This window comes from Methylophaga sp. OBS1 (genome assembly GCF_026319365.1).
Window position 1 is genome coordinate 1,281,069 of sequence record NZ_JAPDMS010000001.1, and the last position, 22,607, is coordinate 1,303,675.

Here is a 22,607-nt window from a genome sequence, read left to right on the forward strand (position 1 = left end):
TGTCGCAATCAGAAAAAGGCTTATTCTTTTTCCATACCGATTTCATAAAGCTCGATATTCGCCTCTTCGATTTCACCGGTGGTGGCATCGACATCGACTTTGACTTCATAGCCATGCACGCTCTGAATATCGAACTCATAAGTGGCGTCACCATCGAAACCGACTTCCATTTCAGAGGCGACGACTTCACCCGGATGGAACATCAGCGCAGTCTCACGCGCTTCAGCTTGTGAGATTTTTGCCAGTTTCTTGAATGCCGGATCGTTAGCATCGACTTCACGCTCGATTTCAGTAATAAAACCTTCCTCGGCATTGCATTCAACGTTATAAGTGTTGCCGTCGGCGTCTGCTTCAATATCGAACTCATAAACCGGATCATCGCCTTCCATTTTCAGTTCAACTTTACGGGCATTACCGGGAATGGTATCCAGTGCGGCATCAAGACAGGTTTCGATTTTGACGATATTCCAGTTACGAATATCATCCAGATCGTAGTTGTCATCTGCGGCAAAAGCAGTAGAAGAGAGAGATAAAGCCAGAGCGGCAGGAATAATTTTCAGAACAGAAGTTGTCATGTAAAGCTCCTTTTTGAGATGAAAGATCCAAAACGATCAATCTCTACCCACAAGAGCAATGATCAAACTTGTGAGTACAGTATAACAGCCATTATTAATTTTAGGAATTTTTCCTATACCCATCCAACATGACAAGTGGTAACAAGAAAAGTTTTGCTAAATACTGACTCTTCTATATTGACGATACTGCGCGTTCCAGACAGTGTTCTCAATCGCTTCCTGCACGCTCTGTTCATCTGACTGGGCCGCCAGGTCCTGCTCCTGTGCGATACGAATGACCGCAAAGGCGATCGCCTGACTCAACTCACGTACGCTGCTGAGTGGGGGTAATAAGGCACTGCTGTTATCCGTTGATAAAGGCGAGTTATTAGCCAGCACTTCACTCGCCACCATCATCATCTCCTTAGTGACCCGCGAAATCCCGCCCGCTACCACAGCAAGGCCGATACCGGGGAAAATATAGCTGTTATTGCATTGAGATATCACAAACTCCCTGCCTTCAAATTCCACAGGGTCAAAAGGACTGCCGGTCGCAATGATGGCCTTGCCACCGGTCCAGCGAATCAAATCTGCCGGCAACGCCTCAACGCGACTTGAGGGATTACTCAAGGGAAAAATCACCGGCATCTCACAATGTTGCTGCATGGTTTTAATCAGCGATTCGGTAAACAATCCCGGCTGCCCCGAAACACCAATCAGAATGGTCGGTCTGGCCTGCTCAACGACCTGTTCAAGGCTGATAAAATCAGACGTTACTGACCAGTTGCTGATTGCATTGTCGTACTGCGCCAGTCGAGCTTGCGCATCATAAAGCCCGGACATTGATTTAGTCAGCAGCCCGGCTTTATCCACCATATAAATCCGGGTTCTTGCCGCTTCCTCGGTCAGTCCTTCACGACACATCTGAGCGACCAACTGCTCGGCAATGCCGCAACCGGCTGATCCGCCGCCGGCGAATACGATGCGCTGCTCCGAGAGTTTCTGCTGTTTAAAACGACAGGCTGCCAGCAGGGAGCCCACTGTGATGGATGCCGTGCCCTGAATATCATCATTAAAGCAGCAGATTTGGTCCTGATAGCGCTCCAGCAGCGGCAACGCCTTGCGCTGTTCGAAGTCTTCAAACTGGATTAAAACACCAGGCCAGCGACGTTCTACAGCATCGATAAACAGTTCGATGAATTCATCATATTGTTCATCATCAATCCGGTGATGCGGCCAGCCGATATACATCGGATTGTCGAGCAAGGTGTCGTTATCAGTACCGACATCCAGCATCACTGGCAATGTATAAGCCGGGCTGATACCGGCACAGGCCGTATATAAAGACAATTTACCAATCGGAATCCCCATGCCACCGACGCCCTGATCGCCAAGGCCCAGTATGCGGCTGCCATCGGTAACCACAATCACTTTGACATGGCGTTTGGTGGCGTTATGTAGAATTTCATCAATGCGATAACGGTCAGGATAGGCAATAAAGAGACCGCGGGCACGACGGTAGATTTGTGAAAACTTCTCGCAGGCCTCGCCCACAGTCGGCGTGTAAATCACCGGCATCATTTCCTGCAGATGTTGTTCCAGCAGATAATAAAACAGGGTTTCGTTGGTATCCTGCACCATACGCAGGTAGATGTGTTTATTAATGGCCGAGTCAAAGCTGGCATATTGCAGATAGGCGCGTTCGGCCTGTTCTTCTATTGATTCAAAGTGATGCGGAATCAGTCCGGTCAGGTTGAAATCGCGTCGCTCCTGCTCGCTGAATGCCGTGCCTTTATTGAGCAGCGATGTGCCCAAAAGCGCTGTGCCGGCATGCGGAATGTAGACAGGTTCCTCTTTACGCTGATCTGTCATTGGACTTGCTCCCTGTTAGTGCCTCGCCTCAAGGCCAGTATAAACCGTGAGCACGCAGGAAAAGCAAACCTGTCATTGGTTCCGGGAACTGCGATTAATAAAGAAAAGCCCGGCACAGGATTGATACCGGGCTTTTAATATTTACTGATCGACTTTGACCTCGATACGGCGGGGTTTGGCCTCCACTGACTTGGGAATAGTCAGTTCGAGCACACCATCACGGGTCTTGGCCGCAATATTGTCGAGATCAGCTCTTTCCGGCAGGGTAAAACGTCTGATAAAACTGCCACTGAATCGTTCCACGCGGCGGTAGTTATCCTTTTCTTCCTCCTTATGCCCCTGGCGCTCACCTTTAATCGTCAGGATGCCGTTTTCAGCGGTGACTTCAATGTCTTCGGATTTCACACCGGGCAGATCCGCATGAATCGTGAATTTATCCTGATCTTCACTGATATCCACGGCCGGGCTCCACTCTTCACTGTTAAAGCTGCTCTCTGTGGTCGGCGTCTGAAACAATGAATTCATTTCCCGCTGCAGTTCATCCAGCAGGCTAAGGGGTCTGTAACGTTGAATTGCCATAATAAACCTCCAAAAAACATCAAGTTAATCAGAGAGACATGTCTTTCTGACTAAAATAATGTGTCCACCAGTGAGGCTTTTCAAGAGGTTTATCAAGATTTTTTTATTGATATTGATCGGCATCAATATCAGTCACTTAGATTTTGACTCAGGGCTTAATCAGCCCCAGCACCACGGCAATATTGGCAAGTTCCGCCGCTGTGTTCACCTTCAGCTTGCTCTTAATCTGGGTGTTGTAGTTAGCCACCGTTTTATAGCCAAGGTGGAGATCATTCGCTGCTTCGTGCGCGGTCATGCCTTTAGCCAGCCGACAGAACACATCAAACTCGCGCGGTGATAATAAATCGACGACTTCGCGGTAATGCTCAATATCCATATGACGCACATCATCGATTTCAGGTAGCAGCTTCTCCTCCACATACTGTTTTCCCTCTGCCACGGCCTTGACCGCTTCAGCAAGGACTTCAGCTGCGCTGTTTTTACTGACATAGCCTCTGGCACCGGCCTGAAGTGCCCTTTCAACATAAATGGCCTCGTCATGGATGCTGTAAACCAGCACTACCGCTTTAGGATCCTGCTTATGCAGACGCCGAATCGTCTCCAGGCCGCCGATACCCGGCATCGATAAATCCATCACCACCACATCGGGCTGTAGCCTTTCATATTCCTGTCCAACCAGTTCACCCCGGTTCACATCCATGATATCGCCGATAAAGGGTTGTGCTGATAACAAAATACGAAATCCAGCGCGAACGACTTCATGGTCATCGACTAATAAAACACTGATGTTATTGTTCGTCATTCTCTCTCTCTATGAATGGCATCCAGGCCCTGACTCTGACTCCCTGACCGGGGATGGATTCGAATGCAAACTGGCCGCCCATGCTCTCAACCCGCTCGCGCATACCCAGCACACCAAAGCCTTCTCCTTCCGTTGAGCCGCCAATCCCATCATCCTCGACTCTGATAACGACCTGCTCTTTACCTTTGATGATATGTCGTCTGACCGTCACCGTTGCTTTGGATGCCTGAGCATGACGGACCACATTAGTCAGACACTCCTGAACGATGCGGTAGACATGGATGCCTACTTCATCATCAAGCCAGTTCACAGCCTCATCATAAGTTAAATCAATTTCCAGCGCAGGATATCGCCGTTGCCATTCGGTGACCAGGTCTGTCAAAGTCGCTGCGAGCCCCAAATCACTGAGGCTGAGCGGGTGCAGGGTACGCATCATCGAACGCACGACCACTGAAAGATGGTTACAGATACCAATGATAGAGTCCGCAATCTCATTGATCTTCGCTTTCGGCTGCTTGCTTGCAACAGCCATCGCCTTAACAGCGGTCAGCGATTGGCCCATTTCGTCATGCAGTTCGCGCGACATAGTCTGCCGTTCATTCTCCTGAATGTGCATCGTATGTCGGGCCAGCGCCTGGTTATTCTGTCTGGCAATATTCAGGGCCTCCGTCAGGTTATTCACTTCTGTAGCTATGGCATCGAATTCACTGATTTTGAAATGCGGTAATTTTTTACTGTATTCACCACTCTCAACACGACGCAAACCCGCCAGAATCGCATGGACACTCTTAAGCATCGATTGAAAAACGATATTAATGGCGACAAAAATGACCATCATCATCAATACTATCGACCAGAAAAAAGCGACCGACTCACCCCAGGCTTCGGCGATTTCATCGATAGGATCAGCGCGGATAAGAATGGTTTTTGTTCGACCATCCAGCAATTGAATATCATAGCTCGCAGAGGGTGCGTCGGAAGTGACCGCCATTTTGAACCAGGCCGGTGGCATATCCTCCTCGTCAGACACTCTCTTTCCCGCGAGCCATTCACTTTCACTGCCGTCATCATTCACCAGACTGATATGTATATGACGGGTTTTCTGAATAGCACTGAGCTGACGCATCCAGTGCTGTTCAGTAATCGCACGATTGGCTGGATATTTGAAGCTCAGATCAATCATCTGGAGGGCCAGGTTAAAAGAGGAATTGATCTCTTTCTGAACCGACTGACGCGCCTGCCAGATGGCCATCAGGCCGCCAATAATGAGAATCAAGACAACAGACAGCACAATCCTGGCGTTGATCAGCCCTCGCAAGCTCATAGCTGAATCAGGTATGTTGCTGGATCAAAAATCATAATTTAGCCCCAGGCTGAACCCATAGCTTTCCCAATCGACCTCGTTGAGTTTAATGCTGACTTCATTACCGTTAGAGAAATAAGTTGTATCAACGCCATCTCTGTCCGCAAGCCAGTTTTTATATTCAAAATCCAAAGTGACTGCAAGTGCAGGTGAAACAGACCACTTGCTGTTGATTCCAGCCACCCATCCAGTGCCTTCTGCCTCATGTTCAAAGCTAACAGGCTGTGCAAAATCCGTCCTTAAGTTCCATTGAGCTTCCGCATCGTACTCAAAGTAGTGATACTCAAGATTCAGCCCAAGGCTAAAGCGATTTTCTTTGATAAAAATCGTCTCCAGCCCCACCCAAGGACCAAACCAGGTAGTGTCGTAACTCGAGTCCAGCCCTTCAAAGGGCCCGTTTGCTGGTATGGTTTGATAACCATCAACTGTTTTGAGATTCTGGCTGTGATAGGCGAGCCCTAGTTTTGGCCTTAATTCAAAACTTGAAGTATTAGCCTGGTTTAAAGGCCAGGCAAAGCGATGCCCAGCAGCCAAAGAGATATCGAGAATATTGCCTTCATCTGCCCCATTGTTGGAACGAGAGAATTCCAATGTACGGTTGTTTCCTAAATAATCGGAATCCTGATTTTTACCATCAAAGATTTCACCCCAGACTAGGTCACCGTTCACGAACCAGTTATTTTTCAGATATAAATTAGCGCCCAGATTAATAGTTGCAATTTCCAGATCCTGCCATGTGAGCTCCGATAAAATATTCGGCTGTCCCCCTAAACCCGCGATACTCCACTGAAGGTCATCTCGGCGATACCCCGTTTTGATATAAATGTCCGCATAATCATAGGTCAATGGCGGCACTTTTTTCTCGGGACGTCTGTCATAGACGTGTAATTTTAACCTCTCAGGTTCTTTAGCTTTATTGTTTGGAACGGAAGACGGTTGATAAGTGCTTGTCGATTTAATCTCAGCCAGTTGTTTTTCATTTTCTGATGTAGGCACTTCCTCAAATACATGCATGGTTAACTTCGGTGCTGCCAAAGCTGAAAACGACACGCAGAGGACCGGCAATGAGGTCAATGATAGGCGCATCCATTTACCGGGTTTCATTCATCACCTCCTCAAACGGCAAGGCTGAAATCAGATACATATAGGTCGTGTCACCCTCCTGCCCCCGAGGTGCCAGCGAAGTATTCTCAACTGTCGAGGCAAGCCAACGACCATTAATGTCTTGATAATTGACGGGCTGCTCTACGCTTGTTGTATTAAGGACCCGCACCGCAGTGACATACATCCCCCCCCTATTCCATGCATCCAGAGGCTTGGCCGCTAACTGAGTACCAGGGAAAATATCTTCACGCAGGGCACGTGGCACCCTAACCAGCGAGTATAGAGGGTCCTTGAGTCTATCGATTTCACTGATGCGCATCATGTCTGCGGCATATTCACTCATTTCCATATAGATTTCTTGACGACTTGCGTTGGCCGAATCCATTGTTTCAGCAGCCGTGGCTGTTTCCGCATTCACATCATCTTCTTTATCAATGAAACGGTTTGGCGGTTCAGCCGGATCCGGGTAGCCCGCGTTGTGCGACTTGTAAAAAAGATTATCGTTGTTTCGAATGCTCTCGCTTTCTCCAGGCACATTCATAATTCGCGGAGTTATCAAGAGGACAGTCTCGGTCTCTTCTTCACCTTCAATTGTGGATGTGAACAATCGCCCAATAACTGGAATTTCACCCAATAGGGGGACTTTCCGTTCATTGCGGTTTTCGCTGGTTCGAATCAAGCCTCCGACAGCAACTGTCAGATTATTTTTGGCCATTACCGTTCCGGTAAGCCTGGCAGTGTCTACTGTATCAACCGGTACATTAGTAATACCCGTCACCGTATCTCCCACCGGAATCGTGCCACCCCCTTCATTTACAGTGGAATTTTCCTGTTCAATGAACAATTCAACCGTTTGGTCATTGTTAATTCTTGGCGTAAGGCGCAGGGTAATCCCGATATCCTCACGAGAAATCTGGGCTTCAACAAAAGCCTGTTGCAATACAATCCCGTTATCTATAACTGCCGGGAAAAACTCAAAGCCTTCCGTCAGCAGAACTTCCTCACCGATGAATAACTCTGCAGGCCTGTGATTGGAAGCAACAACCATTGGATTGGATAGAACCTTGATACGATTTCGTTCTTCAAGAAATTGAATGTTGGCCCGCAGACGGTTGTTGAGAAACTCATAAACAAAAGTACCGGAGTTCAGCAGGTTATTATTGCCAAGCAAAATCGGGTTTTGTGACTGATTACTGCCACTGGGCTGCAGCTCAAAGTTGAAGATTGAATTGATATCTTCGCCAAGAACCACGTTAAGGATTCGCATTTCCAGCATCACCTGTGGGACAGGAATATCCATCCGGTCTATCAGCTGTTTGATGCCAGACAACACTGCTCGGTCGTCTGATCGCACAACAAGCATATTATGCTCATTATTGACCGTCACATAAATGGGCTGAGACTGGACTGTAGCCTGCTGCAGCGCCTCTTGACTGACATTGCGGGCTCCTGACTGCTCAATTGCCGAAGCAATCTGTTCGATCTGATCGACAGTGAGTTCATCGCCATCCAAGACCGCACCCGACTGCGTCAGGTTATCACGACCAATACCACTCCGCCCGCGGGAACTGCCACTAGAGCGACTCGTTCGACTTGAGTTACGTACACTTCGGTTGTTCCCTCTGACGTTGCCGAAACTTCCTCTTTGAGAGCCTGAGCCTATGCTGTTTCCGGAACCAAAACCAGAACCGAAACTGTTTGAGGCGGGTGGCAAACCATAAGAGAGCAAAACCCGTTGACCATAAATGTCTTCAATAGCTTGTGCGATCACCAGCACATTGGCATTGAGAAGACGGAATATCTCGATGTTTTCGCTTTCCCTGACAATCAAATCCTTACTGTACTGCTCACGCGTCATTAAACGATAGGTATCGGTATCTTCATCATAGCGGTACCACAAATCACTGATGCGACTGATTGATTTAACTGCATCCAGAATCGTGACATCCTTCAGATGAATCGTGACCTGTCTCTGCGCTGCTTCCGGCGTCGCAATAATATTCTGCCGACTCAACTCAGAAAGGGTTCGAACAACATCACTGATCGCACTACCCGTGAACTCAACCTCTCTGATACGCGTGGTGTTGTCAGGATTATTGATAACAGGCCGAGGCGGGATAGCCTGTGGTCGCTCGGCGATGTAAGTCTGATTCATCACCGTTTGATTCTGCGTTTCAGCTGAGGCCAAACCAGCAACGATCATGCTCACCAGTACAAAACTTATTCTTGTGGATTTCATATAACTCATCTTAAAACGCGAATACGGCCGAGTGTCCCGGTTTCTATGGTGATACTCAGTCGGGAAATTTCAGAAATACGAATGGCATTGGCGGGCTGTCTGGGATCAATGTTAATTTCATCCCCCTCACGCACCATGTAAACACCGCTGCCGCTGATCTCGAGCAATGCCAGCTCTTCCTGCTCTCCCTCCGGTGTGATGAAACCTCTGAGGCGCATTTTAGGAATCTGTATCTCAACATCATCTGGCGCTGGACGAAATCCGAATGCATCACTATCAATGTTCGCCACCGTCCCCGCCTGTTCGTACATCAGAATACTCGGCGTGAAAGGGTCACGGATAAATGTTCGATCATTACTCGCACCTTGCATTTCGTTCGCACTTATTGCGCCCAAGTGGGCGAGTATGAGGCCGGAAATAATTAACTTGATCACTTGTTTCATCATGTTTTCCTGCTGTCTAGGCTGCAAGGGCAAAAAGCGCCTGAAAAAAGGCATAATAGACAAAGCCCACCATACCGCCGATGATCAGAATCATCGCCGGTTCAAGCATGGCAGACAGACGTTTGATACCAATTTCAAGTAGGTTCTGATAGTAGATCCCAAGTTCCTGCTGGATACGATCCAATGAACCTGTTCTCTCGCCAATAGCAATCATATGTGTCACCAGTGATGGCATTTGAGGATGCTGGATACTACTGGCCAGATCCCGCCCCGCCATGACGCTTTCCGATGCCCGCTTTAGTTTGTCCGAGTAGATTTTATTGGCTATGAGATCTGCTGTTATCTTGAGTGTTTCAAAAATTGTTATGCCGCTTCGCATCAGAATTGATGAGGCCCAGTTCATCTGTGACATTGACCCGTATATAATTAATTTGCCAAACACCGGCGTGCTGAGCAGGATGCGATCAATCCAGCGTCGGCCGGGGTAGGTTTTATAAGTGATCAGAATAAGGATCATTATGGCAATCATCACGCCGATAATGGTCAGCCCGTTCTCTCTCAGGAAAGCCGCACCGTCAATTAAAGTCTGTGTTGATTCTGGCAGTCGTTTACCACGCCCCTGAATAAATTGTGCAAATTTGGGAATGATCATTGTCACCATGAATACCGCCACGCCAATCGCAGCCAATATGACCACCACTGGGTAAATCATGGCGTTGATCATCTGCTTGCGTAGCTGTGATTTTTTTTCCAGATGAATCGCAAGCCGGTCCATAATCACATCCAACTCACCCGTGCTCTCCCCGGCAACCACCAGATTAATCGCGATATTACTGAATACATCCGGGTGTTTACGCAACGCAGAGGACAGAGATTGGCCTGCCTCAATATCACGGTGCATTTTCCTGAGCGCAAAGTTGAGCCTGGGACTACTCACTTGCGTCGCAGCCAATTGGATACATTCAGCCAGTGGCAGACCTGCTCTGAGCATGAATGCCATTTGCCGGTAGAAGAAAATTAAGGCGTCAGTCGAAGCAGATCGTTGTGTCGCATACCAATCGCTGAAGTTATCCTGTCCTAGAAAACCTGAACGACGTTTTTCTTTGATATCAAGGACACGCAACCCCTCTGTACGCAGTGCCTGGGCCACAGCATTAGTATTTTCCGCCTGCATCTTACCGGAGAGCTCCTCCCCGGTCCGACTCAAAGCCTGATAAGCAAACATCGGCATCTCAGGCTATCTCCGCCATATCATGACGTTTGAAAACAGCCACATCACGGACCTCGTCCAGCGTGGTAAGCCCTCTCAGAACTTTTTCACAGCCATCTTCCCACATAAATTTGAGGGCTTTCCCCGCATTGGCTTCCAGTGTTTCTTCATCGGCCCCTTTTGCTACCATTCTTGCCAGACGCTCGTCGAACCAAAGCGTTTCGAACAGGCCCAAACGACCTCTGAAGCCCTGGCCCTGACAGACGGCACAGCCTACTGGCTCGAAAATTTCGACCTCATCTTCAACACCCAACAGCACTTTTTCATCATCCGTAGCTGGTCGGCTTTTGGCACAGTGGCGACAGAGGCGTCTGACCAGCCGTTGCGCAATCACCGCCGTCATCGTTGAACCAATCAAAAATGGTTCGCAGCCAATATCGACCAGACGCGTCACAGCGCTCACGGCATTGTTTGTATGTAATGTAGAGAAAACCAAGTGGCCCGTCATGGCTGCCTTGACGGCCACGTCAGCCGTTTCAGAGTCACGAATCTCCCCCACCATCAACACATCCGGGTCATGACGAAGCAAAGACCGTAGTGCATCGGCAAAATTAATCTTGGGGCCAGTCTGAATTTGTGAGATACCGTCAATCACATATTCAATCGGGTTCTCCACCGTCATGATATTGATATCGGAATGATTGATTTCCTGCAGTGCGGCGCACAATGTGGTTGATTTACCACTTCCAGTAGGCCCCGTAAGCAAAATCATGCCGTAAGGTTTTCGTATCGCCTGCTTGAACTCGATCAAATCATTCTCAAGAAAGCCCAAATCAGTCAGTGTGAGGCTGTTGCTTTCACTACCGAGTAAACGCATGGTAATGCGCTCGCCCAAGCGGGTCGGCGCTGTCGCCACACGAATGTTGAATTCCATATCAACGGGAGAGGCAAGTCGATAAGAGAAACCACCATCCTGGGGCATCCGCTGCTCTGAAATATCCAGTCCAGACAATACTTTCACCCGGGATATCAATCCCGCTGCAACAGACTGGTCAGCATCAAGGGGATAATCTGTTAGTTTGCCATCCACCCGGAAGCGAACACGTAAGCCATCCTCTTCCGTCATTAAATGCACATCCGATGCCCGATTAAGATAGGCATCCTTGAGAACACTATCCAGGACGGCAACCAAATCTGTTTCAGTCACTGCTGCAGACTCATTGGCTTGGCCTACAGCGGTGTTGGCCAGCACTTTCCTGATTGCCAGTCGCAAGCGTTCAGGGTCACTCATCACTACAGGTAAAGTCGTGCCTATCAGGCGTAACGCAGAATCGATCGACATTCGATCTGTAGGATCACTAACAACCAGCATGTCACGAGAGTCCACTGTCATGACCAACAATTGTTTGCGGTTGATCAGGCTGGACGGGATCTTCTTGGTGAGCGTCGCATTCAGCTCGGCATCCGTTAAGTCAACAAAATCGTGGCCATGCTCTTCTGCCAGGGCTCTATGCATGGCTGAGAGAGGTAAACGGTAATGCGCAAGCAACTTTGATAATAGTGGCACCCGCTCGCGCCTGGCGATCAGACGCAATTGTTCAACGGTTGACTCTTCTATAAGCCCCGTTTCGACCCCCGCTCTGATTAATTGTTCATCTCTGACAGCCATGAAAGTCCTTGTTTAGAGCGCTAAAATCATTTCCGTTTTCAACATTTGTGAGGTACCTCTGAAAGGCGATATCTCAAGCTTGTCAATATTCAGACGAATCACGGTGACTTGATAGGGAAGCTCATCCAGACCATGGATAAAACGCCTTAACGCAAGATAACTGCCATCGACTTCAAGTCGCTGCAAAGGGCGCTGAAACATTGATCCAGGCGCCATACGTGTTATCCAACCTGCTGTTGCCGGCGGTATTACTTCCTCCCCGTTATTACCGCGCCGACCACTGATAGGCTGAGCCCGAAGTGCCTCATTGACTCTAATTCGAATACCACTGTCACGTGCAAGCTCAGAGATCTTCACCTTCAGTTCCTGTGAATCTATCGGTGCCAGTTGCATTTCAACCTGGCCAGCACTCTCTCGAATGGCATCCAATGCTTTTTTCTGGTCTTCAAGCTCACGCTTGATTTCGTCTATTCCTTCTTGAGGCTCATTAGGAATTTCCATTTTGGCAAGACGGTTAAGCGTAGCGTCTTTTTGCCGTTCAAGACTTTGAATAGTCTCGAGCCGTGGCTCAAACCTCAATAAGCCATAGCCACCAAGAATTACGACAACCAGGATTGTGCCTGCCAGGATACGTTCACGTTTATTGAATTGTCTCAACTTCATGCCTGCGTATCCCCAATCTCCGTTTCTGAGACCACTCGCACCAGGCTCATCGATACCGAATAGCCTGACAGATTCATTGGGCCCGGTTTCTCGATGACCTGAATATCTCTCACCTCCATATCCCAAGCGGCCACAGAGAGTTTCATGTTTTGTACAAATTCCTGCGCCGCACTTTCTGTGAGCGCCCAGGCATCAATGTTGAAATTGTCAGTTTCTATCCCCCCCGGCTTACTCGGCGGTGACGCTGATGGCTGCACAGACGCGCGCCGCCCCATTTCATCAACCCGACTAACGATGATCTGCTCATTAATATTGTTTTGAAGCACACCGAGTATGGCCTGAACCAGCAGCGCTCTCTCGGGCAGTTCCTGACCAAAAAATTCCAACCTGGCTTCCATTCTTCGTTGGTTTTCTTTCTGCTCTTCCAACTCTGCTTTCTGTTTTTCAATCGCTTCACGTTGTTTCTTTATGCGATCTACTGCCGCATCCAGAACGGCAGCACGTTCATCAACTTCAGCTTTTTCTTTACTGATGGAAGCCTGCTGGATAGACATCGTTATCTCAGAGATCACGATCAAAAGCAGCATGGCTGAAACTAGCGCTAAAGCCTGTGTTTCGGGTCTGTGCCAGGTTGGTGGCAATGGTCCTCCCGGCCTGACCATACTGATTTTTTTAGCGCCTTTGAGACCAAAAAACAGCCGTCCAGCGGCAAACATGCCTGGTGATAGTCCATCGCGCTCATCAAACATCACCAGATCAGGTTCGTTTGCCAACGCAGAACTCAAACTTCGTCTCAAGCTTGGCAGGCTATCCGGAGGGGCTGCGAGAACTACGCCGGGATGCTGAGCGTTTTCAGCATGAAAAACTTCCAGACAAGCATCCAGCATTGAAGCACTGCGATTGACATAATGCTGAACCGAAACGATCAGGTCGCGTTTCAAATGCACAGAGGTAGTGATAAATTCTGTTGTCTCCAGTACAACCAGGTGTTTCTCCGCATGCTCGATCAATGCCACACTATTTCCTGTCAGTGGCATCAGACCGGCAAGATGAAGCTTATAGTCTTCGCAGAGCTCACTCCACTTATCTATCACAGACTGATGCGTGGCCGTTGTCAGCCAATTCCAGACACCCGGCGCATCATCCACCTCACCCTGGGCTGACCAGCCACATTGAACGTCATCGTCCTCACCCCGCAACCAATCCTGTACCACAAACAGGGACTGTGCCTGCTCACGAGTGACATAACCCAGCTCAAGCGCCATTTCACCGAATCGTTTATTACCACGCTCGTTTCTATTGCCTTCCTGTTTTTGCAGCTTTTGCGCCTGATTGATTTCCAGCACCTGCTCCGGTGAGAGCATGCCGTGTGACTCCATTAACTGTCCGAGCGTCCATTGCAGTTGATGCTGCATCAATAGGGGTTCTACTTCCCAGCGAACCAATTCATGCATCTGATTAACCGGCTTCGGTTTTTTCGGTGAGACCGGAAGCTCTACCATCGCAGTAATCACAGAGGGGGTCAGAATGACGACATGTTTACCCTGCCAGCCTTGCGTTTTAAGCGAGCTCAGAATCTGGCTGAAGGCGACTGCAGGATCAATACTGTCTGATGATGCGGTGGCCTGGACCTGGAGTTTTTTTCCAGCTTTACTGAAGACCGCTGCCTGCATAGACAGGCCAGTCCATTCGCAGACCATGACATTATTAGGACGCAGGGAAGTTAATTTATCGGTCAGATTCTTTAAATTCATTCTAGCTCGGTCTTCAAGTAGTCAAACTGATTGCTTATGTGCCGCATCAGAGCCCGCCCCATAAGAATGGTTCTGGCTTAACAGGACCACTTGTTCGCGGAATAACAACAACATCCTCAGTGGCGTTGGAAAAATTAGCTTCATCACAGGTGCCGTCAACGTATACATGCCCATTGTTCTCACAAACCACCGTCAGGCTATGAACGCCGAGAGGCAAACTCAACGACGCGGGGATGATTAAATCATTACCACTTGATGCAGTACCCGCTGGCACAGCAAAAACATCACCAGAAGTTGTGGTGGTCACAGTTCGGTTGGCCAATGTAAATGCTTCGGATACCGTGATGGTATCGCCTCCCAGCACGACCGTATTATTTGAAACCACAGAGCTGCTATTGGCTGGAAGGCTGATTGTAGCCGTATTGGGTAATGTCAGTGTTGTACCGGAAATGCTACTGCCATCAGGGACTTTGATGGCGCGTTTTGCCAAGTTATTTGCAATAAAAGTTATCACATTGGTCGAAGCCAGAATCTCTGATGAGGCGCCCGGCGTGACTTCCATAAAATTGCCATCGGGCTCCGCCAGATTGCTAATCTCTATCGTGCAGGCACCATTACAATAACTGGCAACTTTATATTCATCGATATAATCCTCAGGGAGTGGTGCTGACTCCGTGGTGTAACTGATCACCGTGCCGGGCACAAGCGTAATTTCATCTCCTGACTTATTGATGGCTGCAGAAAATCGTATTTTCTCAACAGTCGATAATGGAACGGTTATCTCTGCATTAGTGACACTGCTAATGTTTAAGGTTGGGAATACTGACGACAGCGAGCGACTCACCTCCCGCTCTGCTTCGGTCGCCGGCCATGATTCGGGGGCGCCTCCCACTGGAAAGCTTAATTTAAGTCTGAACTCCTGGAATGTCAGCGAGGAGTCAAAATTCAAGATTGTCGACACATTGCCCCATGAATTTCCAAGCGTCAGTATGTAGTCATTCAGGTTCGTCAAGGTGGCACTGATATCGTCAACGGCACTACTTAGATCAAATCCGCTACTAACTATTTGCACTTCGCCGGTGACGGGATCAGCCTCAAAACGCTGCCAGCCAAAATTCAAATCGTCCTCAACCGGATCGGTACTGACATTGCTGTAACCATCCCGGAATGTGCTGACACCACTATCCTCCTGCTCCCCCTGCAGGTAGGGGCCGCGCCAGCCGCTCCCCCTGCCTGTTTCAGTATTCAGCTGCCAGATTCGGATATTGTTTTCTGCATCATCGTCACAGGGAGAGGCATAAACACCGTCTACAATATCGACGACTTCGCCTAATGTAATGAGCTCCTTGAGGCATAGCGGTAAACGCCCAACATCAGAGATAAATCCGCTGATTTCTGGCGAGTTGTCAATCGTGCGGTTCGGGTCACCAATGATGGCACGTTTAATCGCCGCCATTCGCCTTTGCGTCTCCTCATAATCAGCCCGTTGTTCGACATTTTCAGTGAATAACAGCCCCGCTGAGGCGAGCAAGCCAACAAGAAACAGTACCAAGACCATTTCCAGCAATGTGAACCCTGCCGCCTGCAAGCGTGATAAATGAGAACGTGCCGAAGTCACTCTTTTATCTCCCTACCTCAACAAACACAAAACAAAATCGTCATTTTGTGGGATGCAGGGATCGTCAATGACCTCAGGATCCGGATTGGTTTTTGCGACATCGTAGTTACTGATCTCACTATCCAGAATCCCATCCGGCCCAGAGCTTACAATACGGGCGATATCAGCCGGGAGTATGTCGGTGACGGGGTCAAATGCCGCATCATTTGCTGCGACACAGACATAATTCCCCGTTGAACTATCAATGGCATAGTCACCTGAGTCTGCTTCACAGCGATGGTTCTGCCCCAGGGTCAGCTCCGCTTCCAGCAACAGGTAGGGATTGCCCCAACCGTCAGTCAGTCCTTCTTTGCTAATGTAAGGGCCATTCCATCCCAGTTGGGTACTTCTGTTCCACGTTAAGGCAGCCAGATCAGGGTCTGCAATGTCATAAGGGAAGGTGTTCAGCATGAAAAGCGCATTTGAGGCCTGTACTTCGTTACTGGCATTGTTCAGCGCAGAAAGACACCAGTCCTGCCACACAGCCTGAGAAGCGCCACCGGCTGGAAGCACAAAGGCATCAATAAAACCGACATCACCGAAGTTATTGCGGAAATCAAGGGGGTTGTAGACGCCCGGGCGATAGATGCTGCAAGGCAGTTCACGATTATCACGACGAAACTGCAGCAAGGCCTTTTGCAACTCGGCCATTTCCAGTCGGGTGATATTCTCACGTGCCTGATCTTCATTACCATCAAAGGCATTGATCGCGGCAATACTGACGATGCCCAGCAAGACAATGACAAGCAGAATTTCTATCAGTGTGAAACCGGCCTGTTTTTTCTTATTGTTAGTGCTGTTAACTCGGTCAAACAATAAAAACCACATTTACTTGTTCCCGATAGATTGATCTCACGCTGAATTTAGCGCCCCTGTTTACGCTGCATGGCATCCTGTTCATACAAAACGTTCTGGCAATAAGCTTTATTGACGCAACGTTCTGAAATAAAGAAAGGGCGGGCTGAGCCCGCCCCTCTTTTGGCATCTCTAAACGAGATTATTGCTGAGCTTCTGAAACCAGCTCGTCAATGTTTTTGCCATCAGTTGATACGATAGCAATCAGACGCAGAGTATCGTTCCATGACCACTCAGCTCCTGCACCATTGGGGTCACCATCTGCGTCACCATATTGGCCAGCTTGGAACAAACCAATGTAACGAGAATAGTGAATTTCAGGGTTTACTGAAGTATCTTCATCACCAGTATTACGGACATAGGTTGGTGATTGCGCAATCGCTACGTTACTGAAAGTGGTTGATGCAGCAGCATCACCACCAAAGCCAAGAGCAATCATCATGTGACATTCATCACCCTCAAGAGCGTCACCATAACGGTTTTGCAGATTGTTACCACTGACAGAAACTGTGGTGTCAAATGCTGCTGTTGGATAATCGTTGGTCAAGATTCCTGTTGGACACTGATCGTTTGGAACAACTGCCAGATGCGATGGGAACTCCCCGTCTTCAATTTCCGCTTCAAAGGCATCACCAGTACTTTCATTGTGGAATCGGTTAGGTGCAGGATTGTCAGCGACCGCAGTGGTAAAGTTGGAGCCTGTGTTAAGAACTTGTAATTCTTCAATACCAGACTCTTCAAACATTTCTTGCAAAACTTCATGTTCTGTATCACCTGATACAGGTGCTTGCCATGCAGCCAGGAATGTTCTCATTGATGGGGCGCGGAAGAACATTTCTGAGCCACCCTCTTCAACTAAGTTATCCCACTGATTGGGATATACATTCTCTACCGCACGGTAAGTACGAATGGCGCGGTCAATAGTCGCTGCAGCATTACCGGCAGAGGCCGCTTCAGCAGCTTCACCCACGTCTTCATAGGCAATCAGTGCACCGGTTGCCAGAATCGCGATCAGGGTGATAACCACAAGCAGTTCCAGCAGGGTGAAACCTTTTTCTTTACCTTGCAGTTTTTTTGCTTTGTTACGCAGTTGTTCGTCTTTGATGACTGACAAATCCGCTTTACGGAATTTGGCAATCGCCGATTTCATTTGGTTGATGTTCATTTATATCTCTCTCAGGATTTTGAGCCTCAGCCACCCCTAGCGGCCTGTTGGACATCGGGTTTAAAAGTTTTTTATTGATGTGACCCGCTCACACTCATTGCTGTCATCCGGTTTTATTCACTCCTGTCAGGAGGCGGCTCCCTGCTCACCGGGGAAATCAATCACGTAACGGTACTGTTTACCGCAATGCAGAATGACTTCTTTTTGACGGCGTTTGAGAATACGAACCTCAACACGGATATCACCATAACCATCATGTGCCAGGATATCGTCTACCAGTTCCAGCAGTTTGGCTTTCAGTGGATGTTGGTCTGTGTCGACTTTGGCATTCATGAATGTGACTCTCTCCGGTTGAACTTCGTTGACGTTGATATTAGGCGAATCAGGAAAGGTTCCCTATAGGAATAATTCCTGAAATTAAAAGCGATAGTTTTGCGTATGATTTCGGAATAAATTCCCGCCGCTTTTTTTGTTCCTGATTAAGTTCACTCATCAATCCCCAGTTCTGACTCGGAAGCTTGGTAGGGGTCCTGGAGAATAATGAGTATGGGCAACAGGGCATTTTCCTGTCGCTTCACAACCTGCGCCAGGACAAAACGATGATAGGCTTCACGATATTCCGGGAATTGCTTGATTGCCATCCGCACCATCTTCTGTGCCGCAACTGGCTGGTTATTCATGGCCAGCAAATAGGCATGTGTGTATGTTTCAACACGACCAGGCCAGTTCTCAATTACCTGCTGACTGATTGTCAGCTTGTCTTTGATCAACGCCGGTTGATTAGGTAACACTCTGACCAGAAAGTTATCGGCAACCGGGGTAAAAACCGATGTTTCCCTGAGTTGATGGAGTTTTTCCAGGTTCTTATCGATTTCTGATTGCGGCAATCCTTCCTCACGTAACGAGGTCAGCGTAGTCTCAAGTTGCTGATAGCTGGTCAGCATATTTCCCATCGACCAGGCTGAAAAAATGAAGATGACTAAGAAAAAGACAGGTGCCAGCTGAAAACGAATTTGCAATGGTCGCTCTGAGCCCAGTCCCAGCAGCAGGCTCGCAATGGCCAGAAAAGTCATATACCAGAGTGGATATTCCAGCATGCTGTGAATACCGATCACTGATAACAGTGCCAATAACCACCAGCGTTCAGCGGTCATTGTGTTAAGAAACTGTTCTCTAAACCAATACAACATACCGCCAGTAAGAATCATTGCCCCAACAATGCCAGTCTCTGCCAGTAACTGCAGAACAAGATTGTGGGCATGATGCCAAAGTCCTTTTAAGGAAGGATAAGCTTCCGTCACCGTGAAGTTGTACCAGGAAAATTCTGCCCAACCAGCACCCAACCAGGGATGTTGTCTGAACAAATTCCAGGCCTGATCAATAAGCAGTAAACGACTGGATTCCGAGCCCAGCGTCTGTGCCAGCCGTTCTGCGGGCATTTTCGACGGTTCGAGAAAAGCCAGCATAGGGACGATAAGTTGAGCCAGAATAAACCCAGGTATCAACCAAAGTAATGCCGTGGGCTTCATCGCGGTTGACTGGTTTTGGGAAACAGTTCTACCTAGAAACCAGCCACCAAAAGCCAGCAAGGCGACGTACAGGATCGCCATCCGCTGACCACCTTGGGCAAAACCCAGCAGAATCAGCCCGGCAATCAGCACAGTGATGAGCGTATTAACACGACCACTCATCCTGAGATAAAGCAATGATGCAAGTCCCAGGGCCAGATAATTGGAGAAGTGATTGACCTGACCGATATTGCCGGATTTGCTATCGAGTATCCACTTTGCCAAAGCGTGCTCATCTGGCAAAAGCTTCCCAATAGGTAACAAAATCATAATGCAGGTCGCACCGACAACAAATGCCCAGGCGATACCCGGTACGATTTTTTCCAATGACACTGTATGTCTGAGGTTGGCAGCTAAGATCATCAGCAATGCTGACAGTCCAAGATAGAGCATGGCGACAAATTGATTCTGCCAGTAATCAGGCATGCCTAGCGCTATTTGCAACCCTAAAACCCCCATCAGCCCCAGCGGCACAAAAGTGATGACAGGAATTTGCAAATTGTCTTGTCTTTGACCAATCAAAAACAAACTGGCAAATACTGCCAACAAAGCAGCTGCCCATTCATTATAAAAACTGGCGATAGGAGGCATGTGATAAGGCGACAAAAACGGCAACACACACATCAGTGCCAGCATAAAAATACTGAAACCGGCAAGAAGAGAACGTGGTGGTTGGTCGTTGGAGGTTACTGCCGTCATTGACTGAGTCCCGCTGTGGTCATTGAAAATCAGTCAATATTAGTGAGGGAATCGCAAACAGGCATTAGGAAAAAATCCTATTCTGCAGTTTGTGCGACTTCACATTAACAGCGGGAGGCTGTGATCTGATTCTCAAGAACCACAGAAGGAATTCGGCATATTTAGGAATTATTCCTATAGGTGATCAGGAGTTATGGGGAAATAATGAGACTGAGATTACTTTAATCTCGCATTACTCGTCTGTCATGATGACAGCCCCTTAGAGGTCGGCTCTTGACTCTCACTGTGGGTGGTTTACCACCCACAGGTATTTTTCAGTTTGGTGTATTGGATAAGCTCAGGAGAGCTTGGCAGTATGCTAGAACATGCCCAGTTGCAACTGTGCGGCTTCACTCATCATGTCCTTGGTCCATTGTGGCTCCCATACCAGCTCAACATGCGCTTTTTTGACGCCGGGGACGGACATCACACGCGATTCAACATCACCCGGGAAAGACTGGGCAACCGGGCAGCCGGGGGCTGTCAGCGTCATATCAATATGGACGTTGCCTGAGGTACTGATTTCGATATTGTAGATAAGCCCGAGCTCGTAGATGTTGACCGGGATTTCCGGGTCGTAGATGGTTTTAAGCACCTCGATCACATCTTCTTTGAGCTGTTCCGGGCTGATTTGGTATTGGTCGTTCATCAATCTGCCCTGCTTATTCTGTGGTTACGGATATATCGTGGTCGCTGTCCATCGCGGCATGCACGGTGTGCCAGGATAACGTGGCGCATTTGACGCGAGCCGGGAACTCTTTGACGCCGGCCAGCACTTCCAGTTTGCCGGACAGTTCGCCGCCGCCCGCTTCGCCGGTCAGGGCTTTATGCACATTCTCATAAAGCGCTTCGGCTTCTTCCATGGTTTTGCCTTTCAGAATCTCGGTCATCAGCGAGGCTGAGGCCACGGAAATCGCACAGCCACTGCCCTGAAAGCTGACATCTTCAATCACGCCATCTTTGAGTTTGGCGTAAACCACCAGCGCATCACCACACAGCGGGTTATTGCCATGCGCCATATGATTGGCATCGGTGATCTCACGGAAATTACGCGGATTCTTTTTGTGATCCATGATCACTTGTTGATAGAGATCTCTTAAATCACTCATCAGGCAAACAACTCCTGTGTGGTTTTGATGGCATTAACCAGCGCATCAATTTCCTGCTCGGTGTTATAGAACGCGAAGGAAGCCCGTGCCGTTGCGGCGATGCCATAGAACTCCATCACTGGCTGGGCACAGTGGTGACCGGCACGAATCGCGACCCCCTGCTGGTCGAAAATGGTACCGACATCATGGGGATGCACATCTTCAATCATGAACGACAACACGCTGGCTTTATTTTTGGCGGTACCGATAATACGAATACCATCAATAGCTTCCAGCTTCGCTGTAGCAACTTCCAGCAGGTGATGTTCATAGGCAGCCAGCTTATCGATGCCGATAGCCTGCATATAATCAATCGCTGCGCCCAGTCCGACGGCACCGGCAATATGCGGTGTGCCGGCTTCAAATTTGTATGGCAGCGTGTTGTATTCGGTATGGCTAAAGCTGACCGAGAGGATCATATCGCCCCCGCCCTGCCATGGCGGCATCGCTTCCAGCAGTGCCTGTTTGCCATAGAGCGCACCGATACCGGTGGGCGCAAACATTTTATGACCGGAAAAGACGTAAAAGTCACAATCCAGATCCTGCACATCGACAGCGATATGCGGCACCGCCTGGGCGCCATCTACCAGCACTGGAATCGATTTAGCTTTGGCCTGACCGATCATTGCCTTAATAGGATTGATGGTGCCCAACGCATTCGACACATGACCAATCGCCAGGATTTTGGTGCGTTCGTTCAGCAGGCTGTCGAAATCGCTGAGATCCAGTTCACCGGATTCAGTCATGGGAATGACTTTCAGTTTGGCGCCAGTCTGCTCACACACCATCTGCCACGGCACGATATTGGCGTGATGCTCGATATGGCTGATCAGAATCTCGTCACCCGACTTGATCTGCGGGCGCACAAAGCTCTGTGCCACCAGGTTGATGGCTTCGGTGGCACCGCGAACAAAGACAATTTCTTTGTCTGATTTAGCATTCAGGAAACCACGGACTTTATCGCGAGCGCCTTCATAAGCATCGGTCGCGCGCTGGCTCAGCTTGTGTACACCACGGTGGACGTTGGCATTGTCCAGACGATAGTAGGCGTCGACCGCTTCAATCACCTGAACCGGTTTCTGACTGCTGGCGGCATTATCCAGATAGGCCAGCGGGTTGCCGTTAATGTCCTGATTCAGAATCGGGAAGTCACGTCGGATCGCTTCAACATCAAAGTCGGTTTCAGGAAACGGCACAGCTTTTAATTCGGTTTGTGTCATGCAA

The 22,607-nt window shown here is 48.8% G+C and carries 20 protein-coding genes; all 20 read right to left on the reverse strand.

Features of this window, described 5'->3' with window-relative positions; genetic code table 11:
* Nucleotides 1-20: 20 nt before the first annotated feature.
* A complete protein-coding gene (locus tag OMQ46_RS06210; RefSeq protein ID WP_266234941.1) occupies nt 21-575 on the reverse strand; it encodes a PepSY domain-containing protein in 555 nt (184 codons plus the stop codon).
* 156 nt (nt 576-731) lie between these two features.
* A complete protein-coding gene (locus tag OMQ46_RS06215; RefSeq protein WP_266235894.1) occupies nt 732-2,426 on the reverse strand; it encodes an NAD-dependent malic enzyme in 1,695 nt (564 codons plus the stop codon).
* Between the two features lie 141 nt (nt 2,427-2,567).
* The gene (locus OMQ46_RS06220) at nt 2,568-3,005 is read right to left on the reverse strand and encodes an Hsp20/alpha crystallin family protein (protein WP_266234938.1); all 438 of its coding nucleotides are present in this window, start codon (nt 3,003-3,005) and stop codon (nt 2,568-2,570) included.
* A 148-nt stretch (nt 3,006-3,153) separates the two neighbouring features.
* Nucleotides 3,154-3,807 carry a response regulator gene (locus OMQ46_RS06225; RefSeq protein ID WP_266234936.1) on the reverse strand — a complete coding sequence of 218 codons (654 nt, stop codon included), beginning with the start codon at nt 3,805-3,807 and terminating at the stop codon, nt 3,154-3,156.
* On the reverse strand, nt 3,794-5,131 hold the full coding sequence (locus tag OMQ46_RS06230) for an ATP-binding protein (RefSeq protein ID WP_266234934.1): 1,338 nt from the start codon (nt 5,129-5,131) through the stop codon (nt 3,794-3,796). Before OMQ46_RS06230 ends, OMQ46_RS06225 begins: the two co-directional genes overlap by 14 nt.
* Before the next feature lie 24 nt (nt 5,132-5,155).
* Nucleotides 5,156-6,274 carry a TonB-dependent receptor gene (locus OMQ46_RS06235; protein ID WP_266234932.1) on the reverse strand — a complete coding sequence of 373 codons (1,119 nt, stop codon included), beginning with the start codon at nt 6,272-6,274 and terminating at the stop codon, nt 5,156-5,158.
* A complete protein-coding gene (locus OMQ46_RS06240; protein WP_266234931.1) occupies nt 6,261-8,513 on the reverse strand; it encodes a DUF3438 family protein in 2,253 nt (750 codons plus the stop codon). The genes OMQ46_RS06235 and OMQ46_RS06240 overlap by 14 nt, the downstream gene beginning before the upstream one ends.
* A 5-nt stretch (nt 8,514-8,518) precedes the next feature.
* Nucleotides 8,519-8,959, reverse strand: a complete 441-nt coding sequence (locus tag OMQ46_RS06245) for a hypothetical protein (protein ID WP_266234930.1) — start codon at nt 8,957-8,959, stop codon at nt 8,519-8,521.
* A gap of 13 nt (nt 8,960-8,972) precedes the next feature.
* Nucleotides 8,973-10,187 (reverse strand): type II secretion system F family protein, encoded by a 1,215-nt coding sequence (locus tag OMQ46_RS06250; protein ID WP_266234928.1) that lies wholly within the window; start codon nt 10,185-10,187, stop codon nt 8,973-8,975.
* A gap of 1 nt (nt 10,188) precedes the next feature.
* Nucleotides 10,189-11,835, reverse strand: coding sequence for a GspE/PulE family protein (locus OMQ46_RS06255; RefSeq protein WP_266235896.1), 1,647 nt, complete (start codon nt 11,833-11,835; stop codon nt 10,189-10,191).
* Nucleotides 11,836-11,847: 12 nt separating this feature from the next.
* Nucleotides 11,848-12,498: a hypothetical protein gene (locus OMQ46_RS06260; protein WP_266235898.1), complete on the reverse strand. Its 651-nt coding sequence runs from the start codon at nt 12,496-12,498 to the stop codon at nt 11,848-11,850.
* Entirely contained in the window at nt 12,495-14,252 is a 1,758-nt protein-coding gene (locus OMQ46_RS06265) for a hypothetical protein (RefSeq protein WP_266234923.1), read from the reverse strand. The genes OMQ46_RS06260 and OMQ46_RS06265 overlap by 4 nt, the downstream gene beginning before the upstream one ends.
* Before the next feature lie 46 nt (nt 14,253-14,298).
* Nucleotides 14,299-15,870, reverse strand: coding sequence for a prepilin-type N-terminal cleavage/methylation domain-containing protein (locus OMQ46_RS06270; protein ID WP_266234921.1), 1,572 nt, complete (start codon nt 15,868-15,870; stop codon nt 14,299-14,301).
* 12 nt (nt 15,871-15,882) lie between these two features.
* A complete protein-coding gene (locus OMQ46_RS06275; protein WP_266234919.1) occupies nt 15,883-16,737 on the reverse strand; it encodes a type II secretion system protein GspG in 855 nt (284 codons plus the stop codon).
* Nucleotides 16,738-16,906: 169 nt separating this feature from the next.
* Nucleotides 16,907-17,929: a type II secretion system protein gene (locus tag OMQ46_RS06280; RefSeq protein WP_266234918.1), complete on the reverse strand. Its 1,023-nt coding sequence runs from the start codon at nt 17,927-17,929 to the stop codon at nt 16,907-16,909.
* Nucleotides 17,930-18,055: 126 nt separating this feature from the next.
* Nucleotides 18,056-18,262: a hypothetical protein gene (locus OMQ46_RS06285; RefSeq protein ID WP_266234916.1), complete on the reverse strand. Its 207-nt coding sequence runs from the start codon at nt 18,260-18,262 to the stop codon at nt 18,056-18,058.
* Between the two features lie 152 nt (nt 18,263-18,414).
* Nucleotides 18,415-20,196: a PglL family O-oligosaccharyltransferase gene (locus tag OMQ46_RS06290; protein ID WP_266234914.1), complete on the reverse strand. Its 1,782-nt coding sequence runs from the start codon at nt 20,194-20,196 to the stop codon at nt 18,415-18,417.
* A gap of 358 nt (nt 20,197-20,554) precedes the next feature.
* Nucleotides 20,555-20,884, reverse strand: a complete 330-nt coding sequence (locus OMQ46_RS06295; RefSeq protein WP_266234912.1) for an SUF system Fe-S cluster assembly protein — start codon at nt 20,882-20,884, stop codon at nt 20,555-20,557.
* 13 nt (nt 20,885-20,897) lie between these two features.
* Nucleotides 20,898-21,344 carry a Fe-S cluster assembly sulfur transfer protein SufU gene (sufU, locus tag OMQ46_RS06300; RefSeq protein WP_266234910.1) on the reverse strand — a complete coding sequence of 149 codons (447 nt, stop codon included), beginning with the start codon at nt 21,342-21,344 and terminating at the stop codon, nt 20,898-20,900.
* Nucleotides 21,344-22,603 carry a cysteine desulfurase gene (locus OMQ46_RS06305; protein ID WP_266234909.1) on the reverse strand — a complete coding sequence of 420 codons (1,260 nt, stop codon included), beginning with the start codon at nt 22,601-22,603 and terminating at the stop codon, nt 21,344-21,346. The genes sufU and OMQ46_RS06305 overlap by 1 nt, the downstream gene beginning before the upstream one ends.
* Nucleotides 22,604-22,607: the final 4 nt, after the last annotated feature.

Coding starts and splice junctions, on each gene's coding strand:
- OMQ46_RS06275 (WP_266234919.1), bottom strand. CDS start 16,737: ATGTGGTTTTTATTGTTTGACCGAGTTAACAGCACTAACAATAAGAAA.
- OMQ46_RS06295 (WP_266234912.1), bottom strand. CDS start 20,884: ATGAACGACCAATACCAAATCAGCCCGGAACAGCTCAAAGAAGATGTG.
- OMQ46_RS06225 (WP_266234936.1), bottom strand. CDS start 3,807: ATGACGAACAATAACATCAGTGTTTTATTAGTCGATGACCATGAAGTC.
- OMQ46_RS06260 (WP_266235898.1), bottom strand. CDS start 12,498: ATGAAGTTGAGACAATTCAATAAACGTGAACGTATCCTGGCAGGCACA.
- OMQ46_RS06305 (WP_266234909.1), bottom strand. CDS start 22,603: ATGACACAAACCGAATTAAAAGCTGTGCCGTTTCCTGAAACCGACTTT.
- OMQ46_RS06255 (WP_266235896.1), bottom strand. CDS start 11,835: ATGGCTGTCAGAGATGAACAATTAATCAGAGCGGGGGTCGAAACGGGG.
- OMQ46_RS06265 (WP_266234923.1), bottom strand. CDS start 14,252: ATGAATTTAAAGAATCTGACCGATAAATTAACTTCCCTGCGTCCTAAT.
- OMQ46_RS06240 (WP_266234931.1), bottom strand. CDS start 8,513: ATGAAATCCACAAGAATAAGTTTTGTACTGGTGAGCATGATCGTTGCT.
- OMQ46_RS06280 (WP_266234918.1), bottom strand. CDS start 17,929: ATGAACATCAACCAAATGAAATCGGCGATTGCCAAATTCCGTAAAGCG.
- OMQ46_RS06250 (WP_266234928.1), bottom strand. CDS start 10,187: ATGCCGATGTTTGCTTATCAGGCTTTGAGTCGGACCGGGGAGGAGCTC.
- OMQ46_RS06285 (WP_266234916.1), bottom strand. CDS start 18,262: ATGAATGCCAAAGTCGACACAGACCAACATCCACTGAAAGCCAAACTG.
- OMQ46_RS06220 (WP_266234938.1), bottom strand. CDS start 3,005: ATGGCAATTCAACGTTACAGACCCCTTAGCCTGCTGGATGAACTGCAG.
- OMQ46_RS06230 (WP_266234934.1), bottom strand. CDS start 5,131: ATGAGCTTGCGAGGGCTGATCAACGCCAGGATTGTGCTGTCTGTTGTC.
- OMQ46_RS06245 (WP_266234930.1), bottom strand. CDS start 8,959: ATGATGAAACAAGTGATCAAGTTAATTATTTCCGGCCTCATACTCGCC.
- OMQ46_RS06215 (WP_266235894.1), bottom strand. CDS start 2,426: ATGACAGATCAGCGTAAAGAGGAACCTGTCTACATTCCGCATGCCGGC.
- OMQ46_RS06290 (WP_266234914.1), bottom strand. CDS start 20,196: ATGACGGCAGTAACCTCCAACGACCAACCACCACGTTCTCTTCTTGCC.
- OMQ46_RS06210 (WP_266234941.1), bottom strand. CDS start 575: ATGACAACTTCTGTTCTGAAAATTATTCCTGCCGCTCTGGCTTTATCT.
- sufU (WP_266234910.1), bottom strand. CDS start 21,344: ATGAGTGATTTAAGAGATCTCTATCAACAAGTGATCATGGATCACAAA.
- OMQ46_RS06235 (WP_266234932.1), bottom strand. CDS start 6,274: ATGAAACCCGGTAAATGGATGCGCCTATCATTGACCTCATTGCCGGTC.